Source organism: Mycolicibacterium grossiae (genome assembly GCF_008329645.1).
In the GTDB taxonomy this organism is placed as follows: Bacteria; Actinomycetota; Actinomycetes; order Mycobacteriales; family Mycobacteriaceae; genus Mycobacterium; species Mycobacterium grossiae.
This window is the reverse complement of record NZ_CP043474.1, coordinates 1,738,063-1,755,324: the sequence shown is the minus strand read 5'-3', so window position 1 is coordinate 1,755,324 and position 17,262 is coordinate 1,738,063. Positions and strand designations below refer to the sequence as shown.

Annotated in this window: 15 protein-coding genes and 1 pseudogene; 11 read left to right on the top strand and 5 right to left on the bottom strand. The window is 70.3% G+C overall.

The features are described 5' to 3' along the window. The first annotated feature begins 213 nt into the window (after positions 1-213). The 9 genes and pseudogenes from FZ046_RS08425 (at position 214) to fmdA (ending at position 9,990) form a co-directional block, all read left to right on the top strand. A complete protein-coding gene (locus tag FZ046_RS08425; protein WP_070355139.1) occupies positions 214-1,350 on the top strand; it encodes an alpha/beta hydrolase in 1,137 nt (378 codons plus the stop codon). A gap of 61 nt (positions 1,351-1,411) precedes the next feature. After that, positions 1,412-2,323, top strand: coding sequence for an NAD(P)-dependent oxidoreductase (locus tag FZ046_RS08420; RefSeq protein ID WP_083298464.1), 912 nt, complete (start codon positions 1,412-1,414; stop codon positions 2,321-2,323). A 63-nt stretch (positions 2,324-2,386) separates the two neighbouring features. Next, the gene (locus FZ046_RS08415; RefSeq protein ID WP_070355141.1) at positions 2,387-4,585 is read left to right on the top strand and encodes an acyl-CoA dehydrogenase family protein; all 2,199 of its coding nucleotides are present in this window, start codon (positions 2,387-2,389) and stop codon (positions 4,583-4,585) included. An 83-nt stretch (positions 4,586-4,668) separates the two neighbouring features. Further along, positions 4,669-5,589: a LysR family transcriptional regulator gene (locus FZ046_RS08410; RefSeq protein ID WP_170292412.1), complete on the top strand. Its 921-nt coding sequence runs from the start codon at positions 4,669-4,671 to the stop codon at positions 5,587-5,589. Positions 5,590-5,694: 105 nt separating this feature from the next. Beyond that, positions 5,695-7,200 carry an APC family permease gene (locus FZ046_RS08405; protein ID WP_070355158.1) on the top strand — a complete coding sequence of 502 codons (1,506 nt, stop codon included), beginning with the start codon at positions 5,695-5,697 and terminating at the stop codon, positions 7,198-7,200. A 21-nt stretch (positions 7,201-7,221) separates the two neighbouring features. Then, positions 7,222-8,250 carry an aminotransferase class IV gene (locus FZ046_RS08400; RefSeq protein ID WP_070355142.1) on the top strand — a complete coding sequence of 343 codons (1,029 nt, stop codon included), beginning with the start codon at positions 7,222-7,224 and terminating at the stop codon, positions 8,248-8,250. A 132-nt stretch (positions 8,251-8,382) separates the two neighbouring features. Continuing rightward, positions 8,383-8,502: pseudogene (locus FZ046_RS28295) on the top strand (hypothetical protein); the annotation flags it as partial. After that, a complete protein-coding gene (locus FZ046_RS08395; RefSeq protein ID WP_246182941.1) occupies positions 8,503-8,730 on the top strand; it encodes a zinc ribbon domain-containing protein in 228 nt (75 codons plus the stop codon). A 12-nt stretch (positions 8,731-8,742) separates the two neighbouring features. Continuing rightward, the gene (fmdA, locus tag FZ046_RS08390) at positions 8,743-9,990 is read left to right on the top strand and encodes a formamidase (protein ID WP_070355143.1); all 1,248 of its coding nucleotides are present in this window, start codon (positions 8,743-8,745) and stop codon (positions 9,988-9,990) included. A gap of 7 nt (positions 9,991-9,997) precedes the next feature. Here fmdA and FZ046_RS08385 read toward each other — a convergent pair whose 3' ends face one another. Together FZ046_RS08385 and fadD2 are read right to left on the bottom strand one after the other, a co-directional pair. Continuing rightward, positions 9,998-10,789: an SDR family NAD(P)-dependent oxidoreductase gene (locus FZ046_RS08385; protein WP_070355144.1), complete on the bottom strand. Its 792-nt coding sequence runs from the start codon at positions 10,787-10,789 to the stop codon at positions 9,998-10,000. Between the two features lie 51 nt (positions 10,790-10,840). Beyond that, entirely contained in the window at positions 10,841-12,610 is a 1,770-nt protein-coding gene (fadD2, locus tag FZ046_RS08380; protein WP_083298461.1) for a long-chain-fatty-acid--CoA ligase FadD2, read from the bottom strand. A gap of 87 nt (positions 12,611-12,697) precedes the next feature. On the opposite strand from fadD2, the gene FZ046_RS08375 reads away from it, so the two are divergent. Continuing rightward, positions 12,698-13,945 carry a DNA polymerase domain-containing protein gene (locus tag FZ046_RS08375; RefSeq protein ID WP_070355145.1) on the top strand — a complete coding sequence of 416 codons (1,248 nt, stop codon included), beginning with the start codon at positions 12,698-12,700 and terminating at the stop codon, positions 13,943-13,945. Positions 13,946-14,122: 177 nt separating this feature from the next. Further along, a complete protein-coding gene (locus tag FZ046_RS08370) occupies positions 14,123-14,578 on the top strand; it encodes an STAS domain-containing protein (protein WP_070355146.1) in 456 nt (151 codons plus the stop codon). Positions 14,579-14,659: 81 nt separating this feature from the next. Here FZ046_RS08370 and FZ046_RS08365 read toward each other — a convergent pair whose 3' ends face one another. From FZ046_RS08365 to FZ046_RS08355, 3 genes are read right to left on the bottom strand one after another with little or no spacing between them, the layout of a single operon-like run. Further along, a complete protein-coding gene (locus FZ046_RS08365) occupies positions 14,660-15,319 on the bottom strand; it encodes an NAD(P)H-binding protein (RefSeq protein WP_070355147.1) in 660 nt (219 codons plus the stop codon). Positions 15,320-15,356: 37 nt separating this feature from the next. Then, positions 15,357-16,232, bottom strand: coding sequence for a LysR family transcriptional regulator ArgP (locus tag FZ046_RS08360; protein ID WP_070355148.1), 876 nt, complete (start codon positions 16,230-16,232; stop codon positions 15,357-15,359). 1 nt (position 16,233) lies between these two features. After that, positions 16,234-17,232 carry a LacI family DNA-binding transcriptional regulator gene (locus FZ046_RS08355; RefSeq protein ID WP_070355149.1) on the bottom strand — a complete coding sequence of 333 codons (999 nt, stop codon included), beginning with the start codon at positions 17,230-17,232 and terminating at the stop codon, positions 16,234-16,236. Between the last annotated feature and the right edge of the window lie 30 nt (positions 17,233-17,262).

The following is a 17,262-nucleotide window of genomic DNA, read 5'->3' as shown; positions in this document are numbered from 1 at the left end:
GGCGCGGGGGATGCGCCGAGTGGTGCGCCGAGACTGCGGAAGATGACGCGACACGCCGAGGTCGCGCGCAACTCGCGGAGTGTCGGCGCGGAAAGCACGAGCGAACATCCGGTTCCCCATTCGCCGACCAAGATCAGGCCGGGAACCTACCATCGGAATGATCCGCCACAGGTGAGCCGGGCAGCCGACCATTCACTGCGAGGGGGCGTCGACATGACCAGGACGTCGGGGGGCACGCCGGGCGTCACGCGGGAGTTCATCGGCCTGGACTCCCCGTCGGCGCGCCGGGCGAGTTCGGGCGGACACCCCTGCCAGGGCGTCTACTACCGCGGCGTCGGCCGCAAACCCAAGGTGGCCATGATCGCCGCCCACTACCAGGTGGACTTCTCCGAGCACTACCTCGCCGACTACATGGCCACCCGGGGCATCGGCTTCCTCGGCTGGAACACCCGCTTCCGCGGGTACGAGAGCAGCTTCCTGCTCGACCACGCGCTGGTCGACATCGGCGTGGGCGTGCGCTGGCTGCGCGAGACGCAGAACGTCGACGCCGTTGTGCTGCTGGGCAATTCGGGTGGCGGCTCGTTGATGGCGGCCTACCAGGCGCAGGCCGTCGACCCGCACGTGCAGCCGGTGGGCGGCATGCGGCCCGCCGCAGGCCTCGGTGACCTCGTCGCGGCCGACGGCTACGTCGCCAGCGCCGCGCACCCCGGCCGGCCCGAGGTGCTGACGGCGTGGATGGACGGCGCCGTCGTCGACGAGAACGACCCCGTCGCCACCGATCCCGACATCGACCTGTTCGATCCGCGCAACGGGCCGCCCTACGACCCGGACTTCGTCGCGCGCTACCGCGCCGCGCAGCTGCGCCGCAACCACGCCATCACCGACTGGGCCGAGACCGAGCTGAAGCGCGTGCGCGCAGCGGGTTTCGTCGACCGTCCCTTCGCGGTGCACCGCACCTGGGCCGACCCGCGGATGGTGGACCCGACCTTGGAACCCAGCAGGCGGCCCGCGAACACCTGTTACGCGGGCGATCCGGCGAAGGCCAACCGGTCCGCCCGCGGGATCGCCGCCGCATGCACGCTGCGCAGCTGGATGGGGATGTGGAGCCTGCGGTACGCCCAGACCCGCGCCGAGCCGCACCTGGCCCGCATCGACTGCCCCGCCCTGGTGATCACCGCCGAGCAGGACACCGGGGTGTTCCCGTCGGATGCCGCGACGATCTTCGACGCGCTGGCCAGCACGGACAAGACCAGCTGCGCCATCGACTCGGACCACTACTTCACCACCCCGGGTGCCCGCAGCGAGCAGGCCGACGTGATCGCCAAGTGGATCGCCAAGCGCTTTCGCTAGGTTGAGGCGCGTGACGCTTCGGGTGCTCGCACACTTCGTCCCCGGCGCCACGGTGCGCGACATGGTCGCCGCCGAGGCCGACTGGCTCGACGTCCGGTTCTGCGCCGAGACCGACGACGACGCCTTCTACCGCGAACTCCCCGAGGCCGACGTCGTGTGGCACGTGCTGCGCCCGCTGTCGGCCGCCGACGTCGCCGCCGCGACGCGGTGCCGGCTGATCCACAAGCTCGGCGCGGGCGTCAACACCATCGACGTCGACGCCGCCACGGCGCACGGCATCGCGGTCGCGAACATGCCGGGCGCCAACGCGCCCTCGGTCGCCGAGGGCACGCTGCTGCTGATGCTCGCCGCGCTGCGCCGCCTGCCGCAGCTCGACCGGCTGACGCGCGAGGGCCGCGGCTGGCCGTCGGACCCGTCGCTCGGTGAGACCGTCCGCGACATCGGCAGCTGCGTGGTCGGACTGGTCGGCTACGGCAACGTCGCCCGGCAGGTGGAGCGGATCGTCGCCGCGATGGGAGCCCGGGTGCTGCACACCAGCACGCGCGACGACGGCCACCCCGACTGGCGACCGCTTCGAAAGCTGTTGGCCGACAGCGACATCGTCTCCCTGCACCTGCCCCTCACCGCGCACACTGAGCACCTCCTCGACGCGGCGGCCCTGGCGGCGATGAAGCCCGGCGCCGTGCTGGTCAACACGTCCCGCGGGCCGATCGTCGACGAGTCGGCGCTGGCGACGGCGCTGCGTGACGGGCGGCTGGCCGCCGCCGGTCTCGACGTCTTCGGCACCGAACCGGTGTCGCTCGACAACCCGCTGCTGGCACTGGACAACGTGGTGGTGACCCCGCACGTCACCTGGTACACCGCCGACACGATGCGCCGCTACCTCGCCCTCGCGATCGACGACTGCCGCCGGCTGTACCGCGGCGACGACCTGGTGAACCTGGTGAACGACGTCGCCGTCGATCGCCGGTGACCGATTGGGTATCGTCGGTCCCAACCGACCGGTTGATTTGACGATGGCTTCAAAGGAGCAGACATGCCCATCGCGATCCTGCCCGAGCACAACGACCTGGCCGACTCCGTACGGTCGTTCGTCAAGCGCGTCGCCCCGTCCGAGGTGCTGCACGAAGCCCTCGAGACGCCGATCGCCAACCCGCCCAGCTACTGGAAGGGCGCCGGCGAGCAGGGCCTGCAGGGCGTGCACCTCGACGAGGCCGTCGGCGGTCAGGGCTTCGGCATCCTCGAGCTGGCCATCGTGCTCGCCGAATTCGGTTACGGCGCCGTCCCGGGTCCGTTCGTCCCCTCGGCCATCGCGAGCGCGCTGATCGCCGCCAACGATCCGCAGGACAAGCGCCTGGAGGGTCTGGCGTCCGGTGAGGTCATCGCCGCCTACGCCATCGACTCCGGCCTCACCGCCACCAAGCAGGGCGGCTCGCTGGTCATCCGCGGCGAGGTCCGTGCAGTGCCCGCCGCCGCCCAGGCGTCGATCCTGGTGCTGCCCGTCGCCATCGATGGCGGCGAGGAGTGGGTGGTCCTCGACGCCGACCAGGTCGAGATCGAGCCCGTCGCCAGCGTCGACCCGTTGCGGCCGATCGCGCACGTCCGCGCCAACGCCGTGGAGGTCGGTGACGACCGTGTGCTGGCCCAGCTGGCCAAGCCCCGTGCCCGCGCGCTGATCACCACGCTGCTCTCCGCCGAGTGCGTCGGCGTCGCCCGCTGGGCCACCGATGCCGCCGCCGAATACGCCAAGATCCGCGAGCAGTTCGGCCGTCCCATCGGACAGTTCCAGGCCATCAAGCACAAGTGCGCCAACATGATCGCCGAAACCGAGCGCGCCACCGGCGCCGTCTGGGACGCCGCGCGCGCACTGGACGAGGAGGCCGCCCGCACGCCGGACGAGGACGGCAACGCCTACGAGTTCGCCGCCGCGGTCGCCGCGACGCTGGCCCCGGCCGCGGCCCAGCACACCGCCCAGGACTGCATTCAGGTCCACGGCGGCATCGGTTTCACCTGGGAGCACGACACCAACGTCTACTACCGCCGGGCGATCGCCCTGGTGGCCGGTTTCGGCCGGACGTCGGACTACCCGCTGCAGGTGGCCGACCTGGCCACGTCTCGCGGCCTGCGGTCCATCGACATCGACCTCGACCCGGACACCGAGAAGCTGCGCGAGGAGATCCGTGCGGAGGTCGCCGGGCTGAAGGCGATTCCGAGCGAGGAGCGCAACACCGCGATCGCCGAGGGGGGCTGGGTGCAGCCGCACCTGCCCAAGCCGTGGGGCCGCGGCGCCACCCCGATCGAGCAGATCATCATCGCGCAGGAGTTCTCGACCGGCCGGGTGAAGCGGCCGCAGATGGGCATCGCGGCGTGGATCATCCCGTCGATCGTCGCCTACGGCACCGAGGAGCAGCAGCAGCGCTTCCTGCCGCCGACGTTCCGCGGCGAGATGATCTGGTGCCAGCTGTTCTCCGAGCCCGGCGCCGGGTCGGACCTGGCCAGCCTGACGACCAAGGCCACCAAGGTCGACGGCGGCTGGCGCATCACCGGCCAGAAGATCTGGACCACCGGCGCCCAGTACTCCGCCTGGGGTGCGCTGCTGGCGAGGACCGACCCGAGCGCTCCGAAACACCAGGGCATCACGTACTTCCTGCTCGACATGGCGGCCGAGGGCGTCGAAGTGAAGCCGCTGCGCGAACTCACCGGCAACGCCATGTTCAACACCGTGTTCATCGACGATGTGTTCGTGCCGGACGAGATGGTGCTCGGCGAGGTGAACCGCGGCTGGGAGGTCAGCCGCAACACGCTGACCAACGAGCGCGTCTCGATCGGCAGCAGCGAGCCGCCGTTCCTCGCCAGCCTGGACCAGTTCGTGTCGTTCCTCGGCGAGGGCCACTTCGACCAGATCCAGAAGTACGAAGCGGGCCGGCTGATCGCCGAGGGCTACGCGGCCAAGGTGCTCAACCTGCGCTCCACGCTGCTGACCCTGGCGGGCGGCGACCCGATGCCCAACGCGGCGATCAGCAAGCTGCTGTCGATGAAGACCGGGCAGGGTTACGCCGAGTTCGGCGTCTCCTCGTTCGGGACCGACGCCGCGATCGGCGACCACGACCAGCTCTCCGGCACCTGGGCGGAGTACCTGCTCGCCGGCCGCGCCACCACGATCTACGGCGGCACGTCCGAGGTGCAGCTCAACATCATCGCCGAGCGCCTGCTCGGCCTCCCCCGCGATCCGTAACCCCGGCGATCGGTAGCACCACCGACACTCCGGTCGTCGGCGCGCTCCACGGCGTGTCGCGTCGACGACCGTAGTTTCGGCACATGGCCGCCGACGTGACGCTGCGTCAACTGCGGTACTTCGCCGTGCTGGGTGAGGAGCTGAACTACCGGCGTGCCGCCGAACGGCTGTTCATCACCCAGCCGGCGCTGTCCACGGCGATCAAACAGCTCGAGCATGCCTTCGGCGTCGCGCTGTTCACCCGCAGCACGCGCGAGGTGGCGCTCACCGACCTCGGTGCGGCGTGGCTGCCGCAGGTCCAGCAGGCGCTGGCCGGGGTCGACGCCGTCGTCGCCAACCTCGTCACCCTCTCGGGCACCCGGCACGGCGTGCTGCGGCTCGGGTACCTCATCGGCACCGGCGCCGACCTGCTCTTCCGGGTCGTGCGCCACTTCGAGGCCGCCTACCCCGACGTCACCGTGGAACCGATCGAGTTCGACTTCGCCGACCCGACCGCCGGGCTGGCCGACGGCAGTACCGAGGTCGCGATCATCCGCCCGCCGGTCGACCTGCCGGAGCACCGGATGCTGATGCTGGACTCCGAGTCCTGGGTGGCGTGTCTGCCGCGCGACCACCGGCTCGCCCACCGGTCCGAGGTCGCCATCACCGAACTGCTCGACGACCCCATCGTGTGCGCCCCGCTGACCGCAGGCACCTGGCGGGACTACTGGCTCGCGATGGACGTGCGCGGCAACCGACCGCCCACCATCGCCGCGATCGCCGCGACCTACGAGGCCGAGACGACGTGCATCGCGCGGGGACTGGGCATCAGCTTCACCACCTCGTCGGTGGCCCGGTTCTACGACCGGCCGGGCATCGTGTACATCCCGATCACGGACCGACCGCCGAGTTTCACCGCGTTGGCATGGCACCCCGCGTCGCTCTCTCCGCAGGCGGAAGCGCTGGTCACGCACGTGCAAGCGGAGTGGAGCTTCGGCGACGCCCCAGGCTCGGCAATCGATTGATAAACGACGTTGATGAATAGATAGAAAGTCCGAACTTCCGGTGAACGGTTCGGAGCGCTTTCCTGTCTTCGGGTGTTCCACCACTGCCTCTCACCTGGAGTGACCATGACCGAATCCCTCGCATCGCCGACTCATTCACGGCGACCCGACCTGCCCGACGCCGAGGACGCCAAGTTGGCGGAGCTGGGCTACGAACAGAAACTCGACCGCTCGGTCGGCACGCTGGCGTCCTTCGCCATCGGCTTCGCCACCATCAGTGCCACCACCGCGGTGTTCACCGGCTTCGGCGCCGGCTACTTCACCGCGGGCGCACCGTTCGTGTGGACGCTGCTGCTGGCCGGCGCGGTGTTCGCGCTGTGGGCCTTCATCGCCGCGGACCTCACCGCCAAGCTGCCGCTCGCCGGCTACTCCTATCAGTGGATCAGCCGCATCAACGGGCCGAACCTGGCCTGGTTCACCGGTGTCATCGCCCTGCTCGGGTGGGTCTGCGGCATGACCGGCGTCGGGTTCATCCTGTCCGGCTACCTCGGCGGCCTGTTCGGGTGGAGCATGAGCCAGACCGCGCAGATCCTGGTCGCGATCGGCGTCGTGTTCGTCTGCGTGCTCATCAACATCTACGGCGTCCGCTTCGCGACCATGGTCAACAACATCGGCGTCAGCCTCGAACTCGTCATCACGGTCGGCGCCACCGCACTGATCGCGATCATCGCCTTCTCGGCGCCGGAGAACCACCAGCCGTTCTCGGTGCTCTTCACCGGGGGCGAGTCGGGCGACAAGGACTCCTACCTGCTCGCCTGGTTGGCCGCCGCCCTCGGCCCGTTCTTTGGGCTCATCGGCGTCGAGTCGGGTGCCGACGTCGCCGAGGAGACCAAGGACGCGCGCCGCGTGGTGCCGCGCACCATGTTCTACGCCCTGGTGACCTCGATCGTCGTCGAGTTCCTCATGTACCTGGTCTACGTCCTCGCCATCAAGGACGCCGACGCCGTCGCCGCCAACAGCGCGGCGCCCATCGAGGAGATCATCACCCAGCAGGCCGGGCCCGTGGTCACCAAGATCGTCGTCGCCGTGGCACTCACCAACATCCTGGCGTGCCTGCTGGCCAACATCCTGGTGGCCACCCGGCTGACGTATTCGATGGCCCGCGACAACATGCTGCCGCTGTCGCACGTGTGGCGCCGCGTCTCGCCGAAGAGCAAGACGCCGACGTTCGCCGTCCTCGGTCTGGGCTGCCTGTCGGCCATCCTGCTGCTGTCGGCGCTGGTGAACGAGAAGGCGTTCAACTACATCATCGGCATCGCGTCGCTGCTGTTCTTCTTCGTCTACATCCTGCAGACCATCGGGCTGCTGGTCGGCTACCGCAAGGGCACCATCCCCGCTGCCGAACCCGGCACCTTCGATCTCGGCCGGTTCCGCCTGCCGCTCTACGTCACCGCCCTGGTGGTGTTCGTCGGTGTCGCCGTCGCCCTGCTCTTTCTGCCGCAGTTCACCAGCAACAAGTGGATCTTCCTCGGCATCGTCGCCCTCGCGGCGCTCTGGTGGGCCACCGGACTGAAGTCGCGGCTGGCCCGCGGCGAAGCCGGGGCCGATTACGCCCGAACCCATTCCTCCTGAGCCCGAAAGGACCGCACCACAATGACACTCGCAGACATCGACCCCTCCAAGGGCACCTCCAACCTCGTCGCCGTCGAACCCGGCGCCATCCGTGAGGACACGCCGCCCGGCTCGGTGATCCAGTACAGCGACTACGAACTCGACACCTCCAGCCCGTTCGCCGGCGGCGTCGCCTGGATCGAGGGCGAGTACCTGCCCGCCGAGGACGCCCGGATCTCCATCTTCGACACCGGTTTCGGCCACTCGGATCTCACCTACACCGTTGCGCACGTGTGGCACGGCAACGTGTTCCGGTTGGGTGACCACCTGGACCGCCTGCTCGACGGCGCACGCAAGCTGCGGCTCGATCCCGGCATGTCGAAGGACGAGCTGGCCGAGATCACCAAGCGCTGCATCGCGATGTCGCAGTTGCGCGAGTCCTTCGTCAACCTCACCGTCACCCGCGGCTACGGCAGGCGCAAGGGCGAGAAGGACCTCACCAAGCTCACCCACCAGGTGTACGTCTACGCGATCCCGTACCTGTGGGCGTTCCCGCCCGCCGAGCAGATCTTCGGCACCACCGCCATCGTGCCGCGCCACGTGCGACGTGCCGGCCGCAACACCGTCGACCCCACGATCAAGAACTACCAGTGGGGCGACCTGACGGCGGCGAGCTTCGAGGCCAAGGACCGTGGCGCCCGCACCGCGATCCTGCTCGACTCCGACAACTGCGTGGCCGAGGGACCCGGCTTCAACGTGTGCATCGTCAAGGACGGCAAGCTCGCGTCGCCGTCGCGAAATGCGTTGCCGGGCATCACCCGCAAGACGGTGTTCGAGATCGCCGACGCCATGGGCATCGAGGCCACGCTGCGCGACGTCACCAGCCACGAGCTGTACGAGGCCGACGAACTGATGGCCGTCACCACCGCCGGCGGCGTCACGCCGATCAACACGCTCGACGGCGAACCGGTCGGCAGCGGCGCGCCCGGGGAGATGACGGTCGCCATCCGCGACCGGTTCTGGGCGCTGATGGACGAGCCCGGCCCGCTGATCGAGGCGATCGAGTACTAGCACGACCCTTCGACCGTGACGCTGGAGTCCCGCCCACCCCTCAGTGGGACTCCAGCGTCACGCTCGTCTCGGGGGGCAGTGTTGCGACCGCGTGACGACCTCGTGTCGTTCACCCGATGCGCGTCCCCGGAGATGGCGCACCGCCGGCATCCATGCTCCACTGAGGTTGACCCACAACCGAACACGGAGGTGCCCGTGCCGACGTACCGCTTCGCGTGCACACCCTGCGGCGCGTTCGACGTCGTCCGAACGATGGCCGAGACCGACCGCCCGGCGACCTGTCCGCGGTGCGGCATGGTGGGGCGCCGCATCTTCGGCAGCCCGGCTCTCGCGGCGCTCGATCCCGGTCTGCGCCGGGCGCTCGACGCCAGCGGGCGCAGCGCAGACGCACCCGAGGTGGTCTCCTCGGTACCGGGCCGCTCGCCGCGCGCCACCGCCGTGACGCGCGACCCACGGCACACCCGTCTCCCCCGCCCCTGACCAGGAGGTCCGATGCCCGACGTCGTCTTCTCGGTGGACCAGGCCCGCTCGATGCGGGACCAGGCCGTCCCCGGACACAACCGGTGGCACCCCGACATTCCGCCGGCCGTGCACGTCAAGCCCGGGCAGTCGATCCGGGTGGAGTGCCGCGAGTGGACGGACGGGCAGATCGCGAACAGCGACTCCGCCAACGACGTTCGCGACGTGGACCTCTCCCACGCGCACATGCTGTCCGGACCCATCTACGTCGAGGGCGCCGAACCGGGCGACCTCCTGATGGTCGACATCCTCGACCTGGGGCCGGTCCCGCAGGAGGTCGGCGACGCGCCTGGCCAGGGCTGGGGCTACACCGGCATCTTCGCCAAGGACAACGGCGGTGGCTTCCTCACCGACCACTTCCCCGACGCGTACAAGGCGATCTGGGACTTCGCCGGCCAGAAATGCACGTCGCGCCACATCCCCGGGGTCGAGTTCACCGGCATCACGCACCCGGGCCTGTTCGGCACGGCACCGTCTCCGGAACTGTTGTCGCGATGGAATTCTCGCGAACGAGCGCTCATCGACACCGACCCGCACCGCGTGCCGGCGCTGGCCCTGCCCCCGCTCGAAGAATCGGTGCTCGGCGGTACCGCGACCGGCGACGTGCTGGCGGCCATCGGCCGCGACGGCGCCCGTACGGTGCCCGCCCGCGAGAACGGCGGCAATCACGACATCAAGAACTTCACGCGCGGTTCGCGGGTGTTCTACCCGGTGCACGTGCCGGGTGCGTTGTTCTCCGGTGGCGACCTGCACTTCAGCCAGGGTGACGGCGAGATCACCTTCTGCGGGGCCATCGAGATGGGCGGGTTCATCGACTTCCACGTCGACCTCATCAAGGGCGGGATGGAGACCTACGGGGTGACCACGAACCCCATCCTGATGCCCGGCAACGTCGAGCCGCGGTACTCGGAGTTCGTCACGTTCATCGGCATCGGCGTCGACCACGAATCGGACACCCAGCTGTACAACGACGCCACCGTCGCCTACCGCAACGCGTGCCTGAACGCCGTGCGCTACCTCGAGAGGTTCGGATACTCCGGTCCGCAGGCGTACCTGCTGCTCGGCGCCGCGCCCATCGAGGGACGGGTCAGCGGCGTCGTGGACATCCCGAACGCCTGCTGCTCGTTGTACCTGCCGACCGCCATCTTCGACGTCGACATCCGCCCGTCGGCGTCGGGACCCACATGGGCCGACCGGGGCAGCTGCGCGGTCTCGTCGTGACGACGCGTCAGGGCAGGATCGAGTCGACGTAGCCGCCGTCGACGCGCAGGGCGCCGCCGGTGGTGGCCGACGCCAGCGGTGACGCCAGGTAGGTGACCATGTTGGCGATCTCCTCCGGCTCGATCAGGCGCTGCAGCAGCGACTGCGGCCGGTGGGCACGCATGAACTCGCGCTGCGCCTCGTCCCACGGCAGCTCGCGGTCCACCAGCTGATAGACGAAGTCCTCGACGCCCGCGGTGTGCGTCGGGCCGGCGATGACGGAGTTCACCGTCACGCCGGTGCCCGCGGCGTCCTTGGCGAAGCCGCGCGAGACGGCCAGCAGCGCCGTCTTCGACACCCCGTAGTGGATCATCTCCTCCGGGATGACCACCGCCGAGTCGCTGGCGATCTGAATGGCCCGGCCCCAGCCGCGCTGCACCATGCCGGGCAGGTAGGTCCGGATGAGCCGGACCGCCGCCAACACGTTGACCTCGAAGTACGTGCGCCACTGCTCGTCGGTGACCTCGCGGGCCGGCACCGCGCCGAAGATGCCGAGGTTGTTCACCAGCACGTCGACGTCGGGCAGCGTCGCGAGCAGTTCGGCGACGCCGTCGGCGCTCGTCACGTCGACGGCGGCGCCCACCACGTCGGCGCCGGTGTCGGTGCGCAGCCGCGCGACGGCGTCGTCGACGCGCTCGGCGGAGCGGCCGTTGACGGCGACGCGGGCGCCGCTGCGCGCCAACCCGTCGGCGATGGCGTAGCCGATGCCCTGCGTGGAGCCCGTGACGAGTGCGGTTCTACCGGAGAGGTCGATGTTCACGCCGACGTACTACCACCGCACGCGCCGAACTATTCCGGCGCTGCCGCGCCCCTACTCCGAGGCGGTCTTCTGCTCCTCGTCGTCCTCGGCCGGCTCGTTCGGGTCGACGGCCTGGCCCTTGATCTCCGCGGTCTGCCCGTCGATCTCGTGCTTGGCGAGTTCTCGCTTGAGGATCTTGCCGGTCGGGTTGCGCGGCAGTTCGTCGAGGAACACCACCTCGCGCGGCACCTTGTACCGGGCGAGGTTCTCCTTGACGTAGGCCTTGATGGCGTCCTCGTCGACGGTCGCGCCCTCGGTCTTCACCACGAATGCGCGCAGCCGGTGGCCCCACTCGGAGTCCTCCACACCCAGGGCGGTCGCCTCGACGACCTCGGGGTGGCCGCTGATGAGGTCCTCGACCTCGGCGGGGAACACGTTCTCGCCGCCGCAGACGATCATCTCGTCGTCGCGGCCGCTGACGTAGAGCAGACCGTCTTCGTCGAAGTAGCCGACGTCCCCGGAGGACATCAGCCCGTCGATGATCTGCTTGTGCCCGCCGCCGGTGTAGCCCTCGAACGGGAAGGTGTTGCCGACGAAGATCCGCCCCACCTGGCCCTGCGGGACCTCCTTGCCGTCGTCGTCGAAGAGCTTGACCCGCACGCCCTTCACGACCGGACCGACGGTGGCCGGGTTCTTCGACAGGTCCTGCGGCCGGGCGATGGTGGCGAAGGCGATCTCGGTGGACCCGTACAGGTTGTAGACGACCGGCCCGAGGTCCTTCATCGCCCGGGTCGCCAGCTCGCCGCCGAGCTGCGATCCCGACACGAACACGATGCGCAGCGTGGAGAGGTCCGGCTTCGGGCTCGTCTTCTCGAGTTCGTCGAGGACGCGCGACAACATGACCGGGACGACGACCATTGCGGTGACGCCGTGCTTCTCGATGTCGGCGAGCACGTGGGCCGGCTTGAACCGGCGACGCAGGACCAGCGTGGAGCCCAGCATCATGGCGATGGTCGCGTGCAGGAAGCCGAGCGCGTGGAACATCGGCGCGGGCAGTGACGTGACCTCGCCGGACTTGAACGGGACGTGCGAGAGCACCCCGCCGATCGGCGCCAGCGACGGCGGCGTGCTGCGGTTGGCGCCCTTCGGCGTTCCCGTCGTGCCGCTGGTGAGGATGATGATCTTGGCGTGCTTGTCGGTCTTCGGCGCGGGTTCGCGACTGGACCGTGCGAGGAGGTCGGCCAACGTCTCGGCGGTGCTCTCCGACGGCTCGTCGGGCTTGTCCGGGTTGGTCGGCAGCGCCCGCAGCTTGCCCAGCTCGGGTTCGGCCGCGGAGACGGCCTTCGTGTACTCGTCGTCGTGGATGATCAGCCGCGCACCCTCGCGCTCGGAGACCTCCTTGATCTGCGGACCGGAGAACTCGCTGTTGAGCAGGATGATGCGCGCACCGGTGCGGGCGGCGCCGTAGAAGGCGGCCAGGAACCAGCGGTGGTTGCGGGCGAGCAGCGCCACGCCGTCGCCGCTGCGGATGCCGAGTTCCAGCAGACCGTGGGCGATCGCGTTGGCGGCCTCGTCGAGTTCGCGGAACGTCCAGGAGCCCTCGTCGTCGATGATCGCCGTGCGGTGCGGCGTCCGGCGTGCGTTGAGCGCCGGGATCATGCCGAACTCGCCCCAGCGCAGGATGTCCGCACCCATCCCCGCCATCGTCTGCGGGGCCTCCAGCTTCAATGCCCCTGCCTCGAACATCTTGCGGGCGTAGTGCAATTCGGCGGCGCCGCGCTCCAGGTAGCGGCCGGCGGTGTCCCGCAGCTTCGCGGGCAGCAGATCAGTGACGTTCACCATGGCGACCAGCGTATGTGACGGGCGTCCCGGCGAGGCCGGGATCGCACGGTCGCCGCCACCGAACCGTCACTTCACTACCATGACGTCATGGCGACCCCGCTGACCGTGGAGGTGGGTGGCCGCACGCTCGCGGTGACCAATCCCGACAAGGTGGTCTTCCCGGACACCGACTCCCATCCCGCCGTCACGAAGCGCGACCTCGTCGACTACTACCTGGCGGTCGCCGACGGGGCGCTGCGCGGCGTCGCCGGGCGGCCGATGATCCTCAAGCGCTTCGTCAAGGGCATCACCGAGGAGGCCGTGTTCCAGAAGCGGGCGCCGGAGAAGCGGCCCGACTGGATCGACGTCGCCGAGCTGAAGTACGCGTCGGGGACGTCGGCCAAGGAAGCGGTGCTCCGTGAACCCGCCGACCTTGTGTGGGCGGTGAACCTGGGCTGCATCGACCTCAATCCCCACCCCGTGCTGGCCGGCGACCTCGAGCACCCCGACGAGCTGCGGGTGGACCTCGACCCGATGCCGGGCGTCGAGTGGGCGCAGATCGTCGACGTCGCCATGGTGGCCCGCGACGTCCTCGCCGACTTCGGTCTGACCGCCTGGCCCAAGACCTCGGGATCGAAGGGCTTCCACGTCTACGCCCGCATCGCACCGCACTGGCCCTACCGGCAGGTGCGGCTGGCCGCCGAGACCATCGCCCGCGAGGTCGAGCTGCGCGCCCCCGACATCGCCACCGCCAAGTGGTGGAAGGAGGAACGCGAGGGCGTCTTCGTGGACTTCAACCAGAACGCCAAGGACCGGACGGTCGCGTCGGCGTACTCGGTGCGCTCCCGCCCCGACGCCCGGGTCTCCACGCCGCTGCGGTGGGACGAGGTGCCGGGGTGCCGTGCCGAGGACTACACGATTCGCACGGTGCCGGACCGCTACGCCGACGTCGGCGACCCCTGGGAGGGGATGGACGACGCCGCCGGCGGACTCGACGCACTGCTCGAGCGCGCCAAGGAACTCGGCCCGGCGGAGAAGGCGCCCAAGGGTGCCCGGCGGGCCAACGGTGCCGGCGGCCGCACCTCCACCAAGCCGCTCATCGAGGTGGCGCGTACCAAGACCAAGGACGAGGCGCTCGCCGCCCTCGACGAGTGGAAGTCCCGGTACCCGGCGGCCGCCGCGCGGCTCGAGCCGGTCGACGTCCTCGTCGACGGCATGCGCGGCCCGAGTTCGATCTGGTACCGCATCCGGATCAACCTGCAGCACGTTCCGGAAGCCGAACGGCCGGGCCAGGATCCGCTGATCGCCGACTACTCGCCGTGGGAGCACTACTCCGGACCGCAGGGGACGCGCTGACGGGCGTACGGCGTCGACCGCCGCGTTCGCTGGCGGCCGACCAACTCTTAGCAACTTGTTAGTGCTGACTCCCCAGTACCTTAAGTTCACTCAATAACTTCGTGAGTACGTCGAACACTCGACGAACCGTCCGAAGCCGCACGGGCTAGACGACGAGGCCACGAAGGGAGACTGCAGATGGGTATCACCGCCCGCATTCCAGCTCCGAAATCCCCGTTCCGCTATGGCAATCCGGCCATCGACTGCGCAGGCGCCGAGGTGCACACCCGGTGCCGCCAGCTCGCGTCGGTCATGAGCGTCACCGGCGTCGTCGACGAGCACAACGTCGAATGCCTCGCCGAGCGCGCACGGCACTGCGTCATTCCGGAGAAGGCCTTCATCCTGGACCTGACCGCGGTGACGGCCTTCGCCAAGGCCGGCGTCGACCTGCTCGACGCCATCGATCAGGCCTGCTACGACCGCGGGGTCGAATGGTCACTGGTCGCCGGCGATGCGATCGCCCACGCGCTGATCGCCCACACCGAGGATCCGCAGCTGCCGATCACCCGCTCGGTTGCCGAAGCGCTGCACCACTTCTCGGACGTCGTCGACGAACGCCGGCGGTTGCTCCCCATTCTCACCAAGTCCGCGTAGTCGAGAGGATCGAACCATGTTGCTCGACGTCCGGTGGCTCGCCCACCTGCTCCGTAGTCGCCGCAAGCACGGCGCGGAGCACTAGAGCGCCGTCAGGGCCACGTCGATGGGGGTGTCGCCCCCGATGACCTCGAAGGTCTGGCCCACGGTGCGCTCGATGTCCAACGCACTCACCACCACCGACGCGACGTCGGCGCGCGGAATGCTGCCGCGCCCGGTCGACTCGGCGACCGTCACCATGCTGGTCGCCGGGTCGTCGGTCAGACCCCCCGGACGCACGATCGTCGAGTCCAGCTCGGGTCGCGACCGCACGTCCGCGTCGGCGGCCGACTTCGCCCGCAGATAGGCGGCGAACACCTCGTCCTGCTCCGAATCGACCTCGGCGTCGGCACCCATCGCCGAGATCATCACGTAGCGGCGGACCCCGGCGGCCACCGCGGCGTCGGCGAGCAGAACGGCGGCCCCCCGGTCGACGGTGTCCTTGCGCTCGGCGCCGCTGCCGGGACCGGCCCCGGCGGCGAACACCACCGCGTCGACGTCGCGCAGGTGCTCGGCCAGCTCGTCGACGGTCGCCTTCTCCAAGTCGATCACCACGGCACGAGCACCGGTGTCCTCCACGTCGCGGACGTGATCGGGGTTGCGGATCAGCCCCACCGGCGAGTCGCCGCGGTCGGCCAGCAACCGCGCCAGGATCAATGCGATCTTCCCGTGTCCACCCGCGATGACGATGCGCCTGCTCATGGGCCCCTACGTGCCCGCTCTCCCGGACGCCGAAACGTCACGGCCCCGCCCCTGCGGCCAGGACGGCGGCTGCTCCGCGCACGGCCTCGCTGATCCGGTCGACCAGTGCGCTGTCGAGCCTCCAGCACTGCCAGTACAGCGGCACGTCGAGGTGCGCCGCGGACACCAGGACGAGGTCGTCGGCGCCGGCGGCCAGCTCCCGGGGGAACATGCCCCAGCCCAGACCGGCCCGCACCGCCGCGCCGAAGCCCTCCGCCGTCGGCACGTAGTGCACCGGTGCCGCGACGGCGCGGCGAAACACCCTGCGTAGGAACATGTCCTGCAGTGCGTCGTCGCGATTCCACGCCAGGTGCGGCGCCTCGGCCGCGGCCCGGGCGGTGAACCCCTCGGCGAAGTGCCGCACGACGAAGTCGCGTGACGCGGCGGGCACGTACCGCATCACGCCGAGCGCCTCGGTCCGGCAGCCCGGCACGGGAGTGCGCTCCGTGGTGACGGCGCCCATCACGACGCCCTCGCGCAGCAGGCGCGCCGAGTGGTCCTGGTCTTCGATGCGCACGTCGAACAGCACCGCGTCGAGCCGGGCGAAGACAGCGCCGAACCAGGTGGCCATGGAGTCGGCGTTGACGGCGAGCGTGATCCGGGGCCGCGCGACGTGTTCGCCACCGAGTTCGGTGAGCGCCTCGGCCTCCAGCAGCGCGAACTGCGCGGCCAGCCGCAACAGCGGCGCGGCGGCCGGGGTGGCGACGCACGGGCGCTCCCGGCGGATCAGGACCTGCCCGGCGCGCTGCTCGAGCGCCTTGATGCGCTGGCTCACCGCAGACGGCGTCACGTGCAGGCTCGCGGCGGCCGCGTCGAAGGAGCCGGTGGCCACCACCGCCGCCAGGGCGGCGAGTTGTTCGGGATCGAGCGCCACGTCAGACCTCCCCGGCCGCGGGTGCCGTGGTGCTCCGCACGACGAGTGCGGGCGGGATGACCACGTCGACCGGGACGGGGGCCGACGCGGCGCCGTCGAGGCGTTCCACGAGGCGCACCACGGCGGCACGGGCCAACTCGGCGGCCTCCTGCCGGATCGTGGTGAGGTCGACGTGCGCCAACCGCGCCAGCGGACTGTCATCGAAGCCGAGTACCGAAACCCGTTGCGGCACGGCAATTCCGGCACGGATGAAGACGTCGAGCGCGCCGAGTGCGCACCGGTCGTTGAACGCGAAGACGGCCGTGGGCAGGGGTTCGGCTGCGCCGAGCAGGGTGGCCGCCGCCGCAGCGCCCGCGCGCTCGGTGAGGCCGCCGTCGAGCAGCGCCGGCGCTGCACCCGCCGCACGCATCGCGGCGCGGTAACCGCGACGGCGTTCCGCGGCGCCGGGCGCGCGGCCCCCGTCCAGGTGGACGATCCGGCGGTGGCCGAGGTCCAGCAGGTGCCGCACCGCCAGCGCCGCACCGGCGGCGTCGTCGCTGCGCACCGCGTCGACCCCGCGGACCCGCCGAGCCACCACGACGGCGGGCACCCGCGCGTCGAGACCGGCGAGGTCGCCGGCGGGAAGGTCCGGGCCCAGCGCCACGATGCCCTCGCACCGGTCGTCGACCAACGTGCCCAGCGCGCGCCGCTCGTCGTGGTGCGGGGTCACCCCGGACAGCACGACGTCGTAGCCCAGGCCGTCGGCCGCTTCGTAGATGCCGTCGACGAGGTCGGCGTGGAACTCCTGTCCCGCGGCGAACGTCACCCCGATGACCCGGGTGCGCAGCTGCCGCAGCCGGCGCGCGCGGGGGTCGGGCCGGTACCCGAGATCGGCGGCCGCGGCGCGCACCCGCTCCCGGGTCGCGGCGCCCGCACCGGGGGCGTCCCGCATGACGATGGACACCAGCGCCCGGGACACACCGGCACGCCGCGCCACGTCTTCGAGCGTCGGCCGTTCCACGTCGTCAGCCTAGAAGGTTCCAGCGGAGCC

What these genes read in the sequence shown, in the direction of transcription:
- FZ046_RS08425 (WP_070355139.1), top strand. Translation starts at nt 214, where the DNA reads ATGACCAGGACGTCGGGGGGCACGCCGGGCGTCACGCGGGAGTTCATC.
- FZ046_RS08420 (WP_083298464.1), top strand. Translation starts at nt 1,412, where the DNA reads ATGGTCGCCGCCGAGGCCGACTGGCTCGACGTCCGGTTCTGCGCCGAG.
- FZ046_RS08415 (WP_070355141.1), top strand. Translation starts at nt 2,387, where the DNA reads ATGCCCATCGCGATCCTGCCCGAGCACAACGACCTGGCCGACTCCGTA.
- FZ046_RS08410 (WP_170292412.1), top strand. Translation starts at nt 4,669, where the DNA reads ATGGCCGCCGACGTGACGCTGCGTCAACTGCGGTACTTCGCCGTGCTG.
- FZ046_RS08405 (WP_070355158.1), top strand. Translation starts at nt 5,695, where the DNA reads ATGACCGAATCCCTCGCATCGCCGACTCATTCACGGCGACCCGACCTG.
- FZ046_RS08400 (WP_070355142.1), top strand. Translation starts at nt 7,222, where the DNA reads ATGACACTCGCAGACATCGACCCCTCCAAGGGCACCTCCAACCTCGTC.
- FZ046_RS08395 (WP_246182941.1), top strand. Translation starts at nt 8,503, where the DNA reads ATGGCCGAGACCGACCGCCCGGCGACCTGTCCGCGGTGCGGCATGGTG.
- fmdA (WP_070355143.1), top strand. Translation starts at nt 8,743, where the DNA reads ATGCCCGACGTCGTCTTCTCGGTGGACCAGGCCCGCTCGATGCGGGAC.
- fadD2 (WP_083298461.1), bottom strand. Translation starts at nt 12,610, where the DNA reads ATGGTGAACGTCACTGATCTGCTGCCCGCGAAGCTGCGGGACACCGCC.
- FZ046_RS08375 (WP_070355145.1), top strand. Translation starts at nt 12,698, where the DNA reads ATGGCGACCCCGCTGACCGTGGAGGTGGGTGGCCGCACGCTCGCGGTG.
- FZ046_RS08370 (WP_070355146.1), top strand. Translation starts at nt 14,123, where the DNA reads ATGGGTATCACCGCCCGCATTCCAGCTCCGAAATCCCCGTTCCGCTAT.
- FZ046_RS08365 (WP_070355147.1), bottom strand. Translation starts at nt 15,319, where the DNA reads ATGAGCAGGCGCATCGTCATCGCGGGTGGACACGGGAAGATCGCATTG.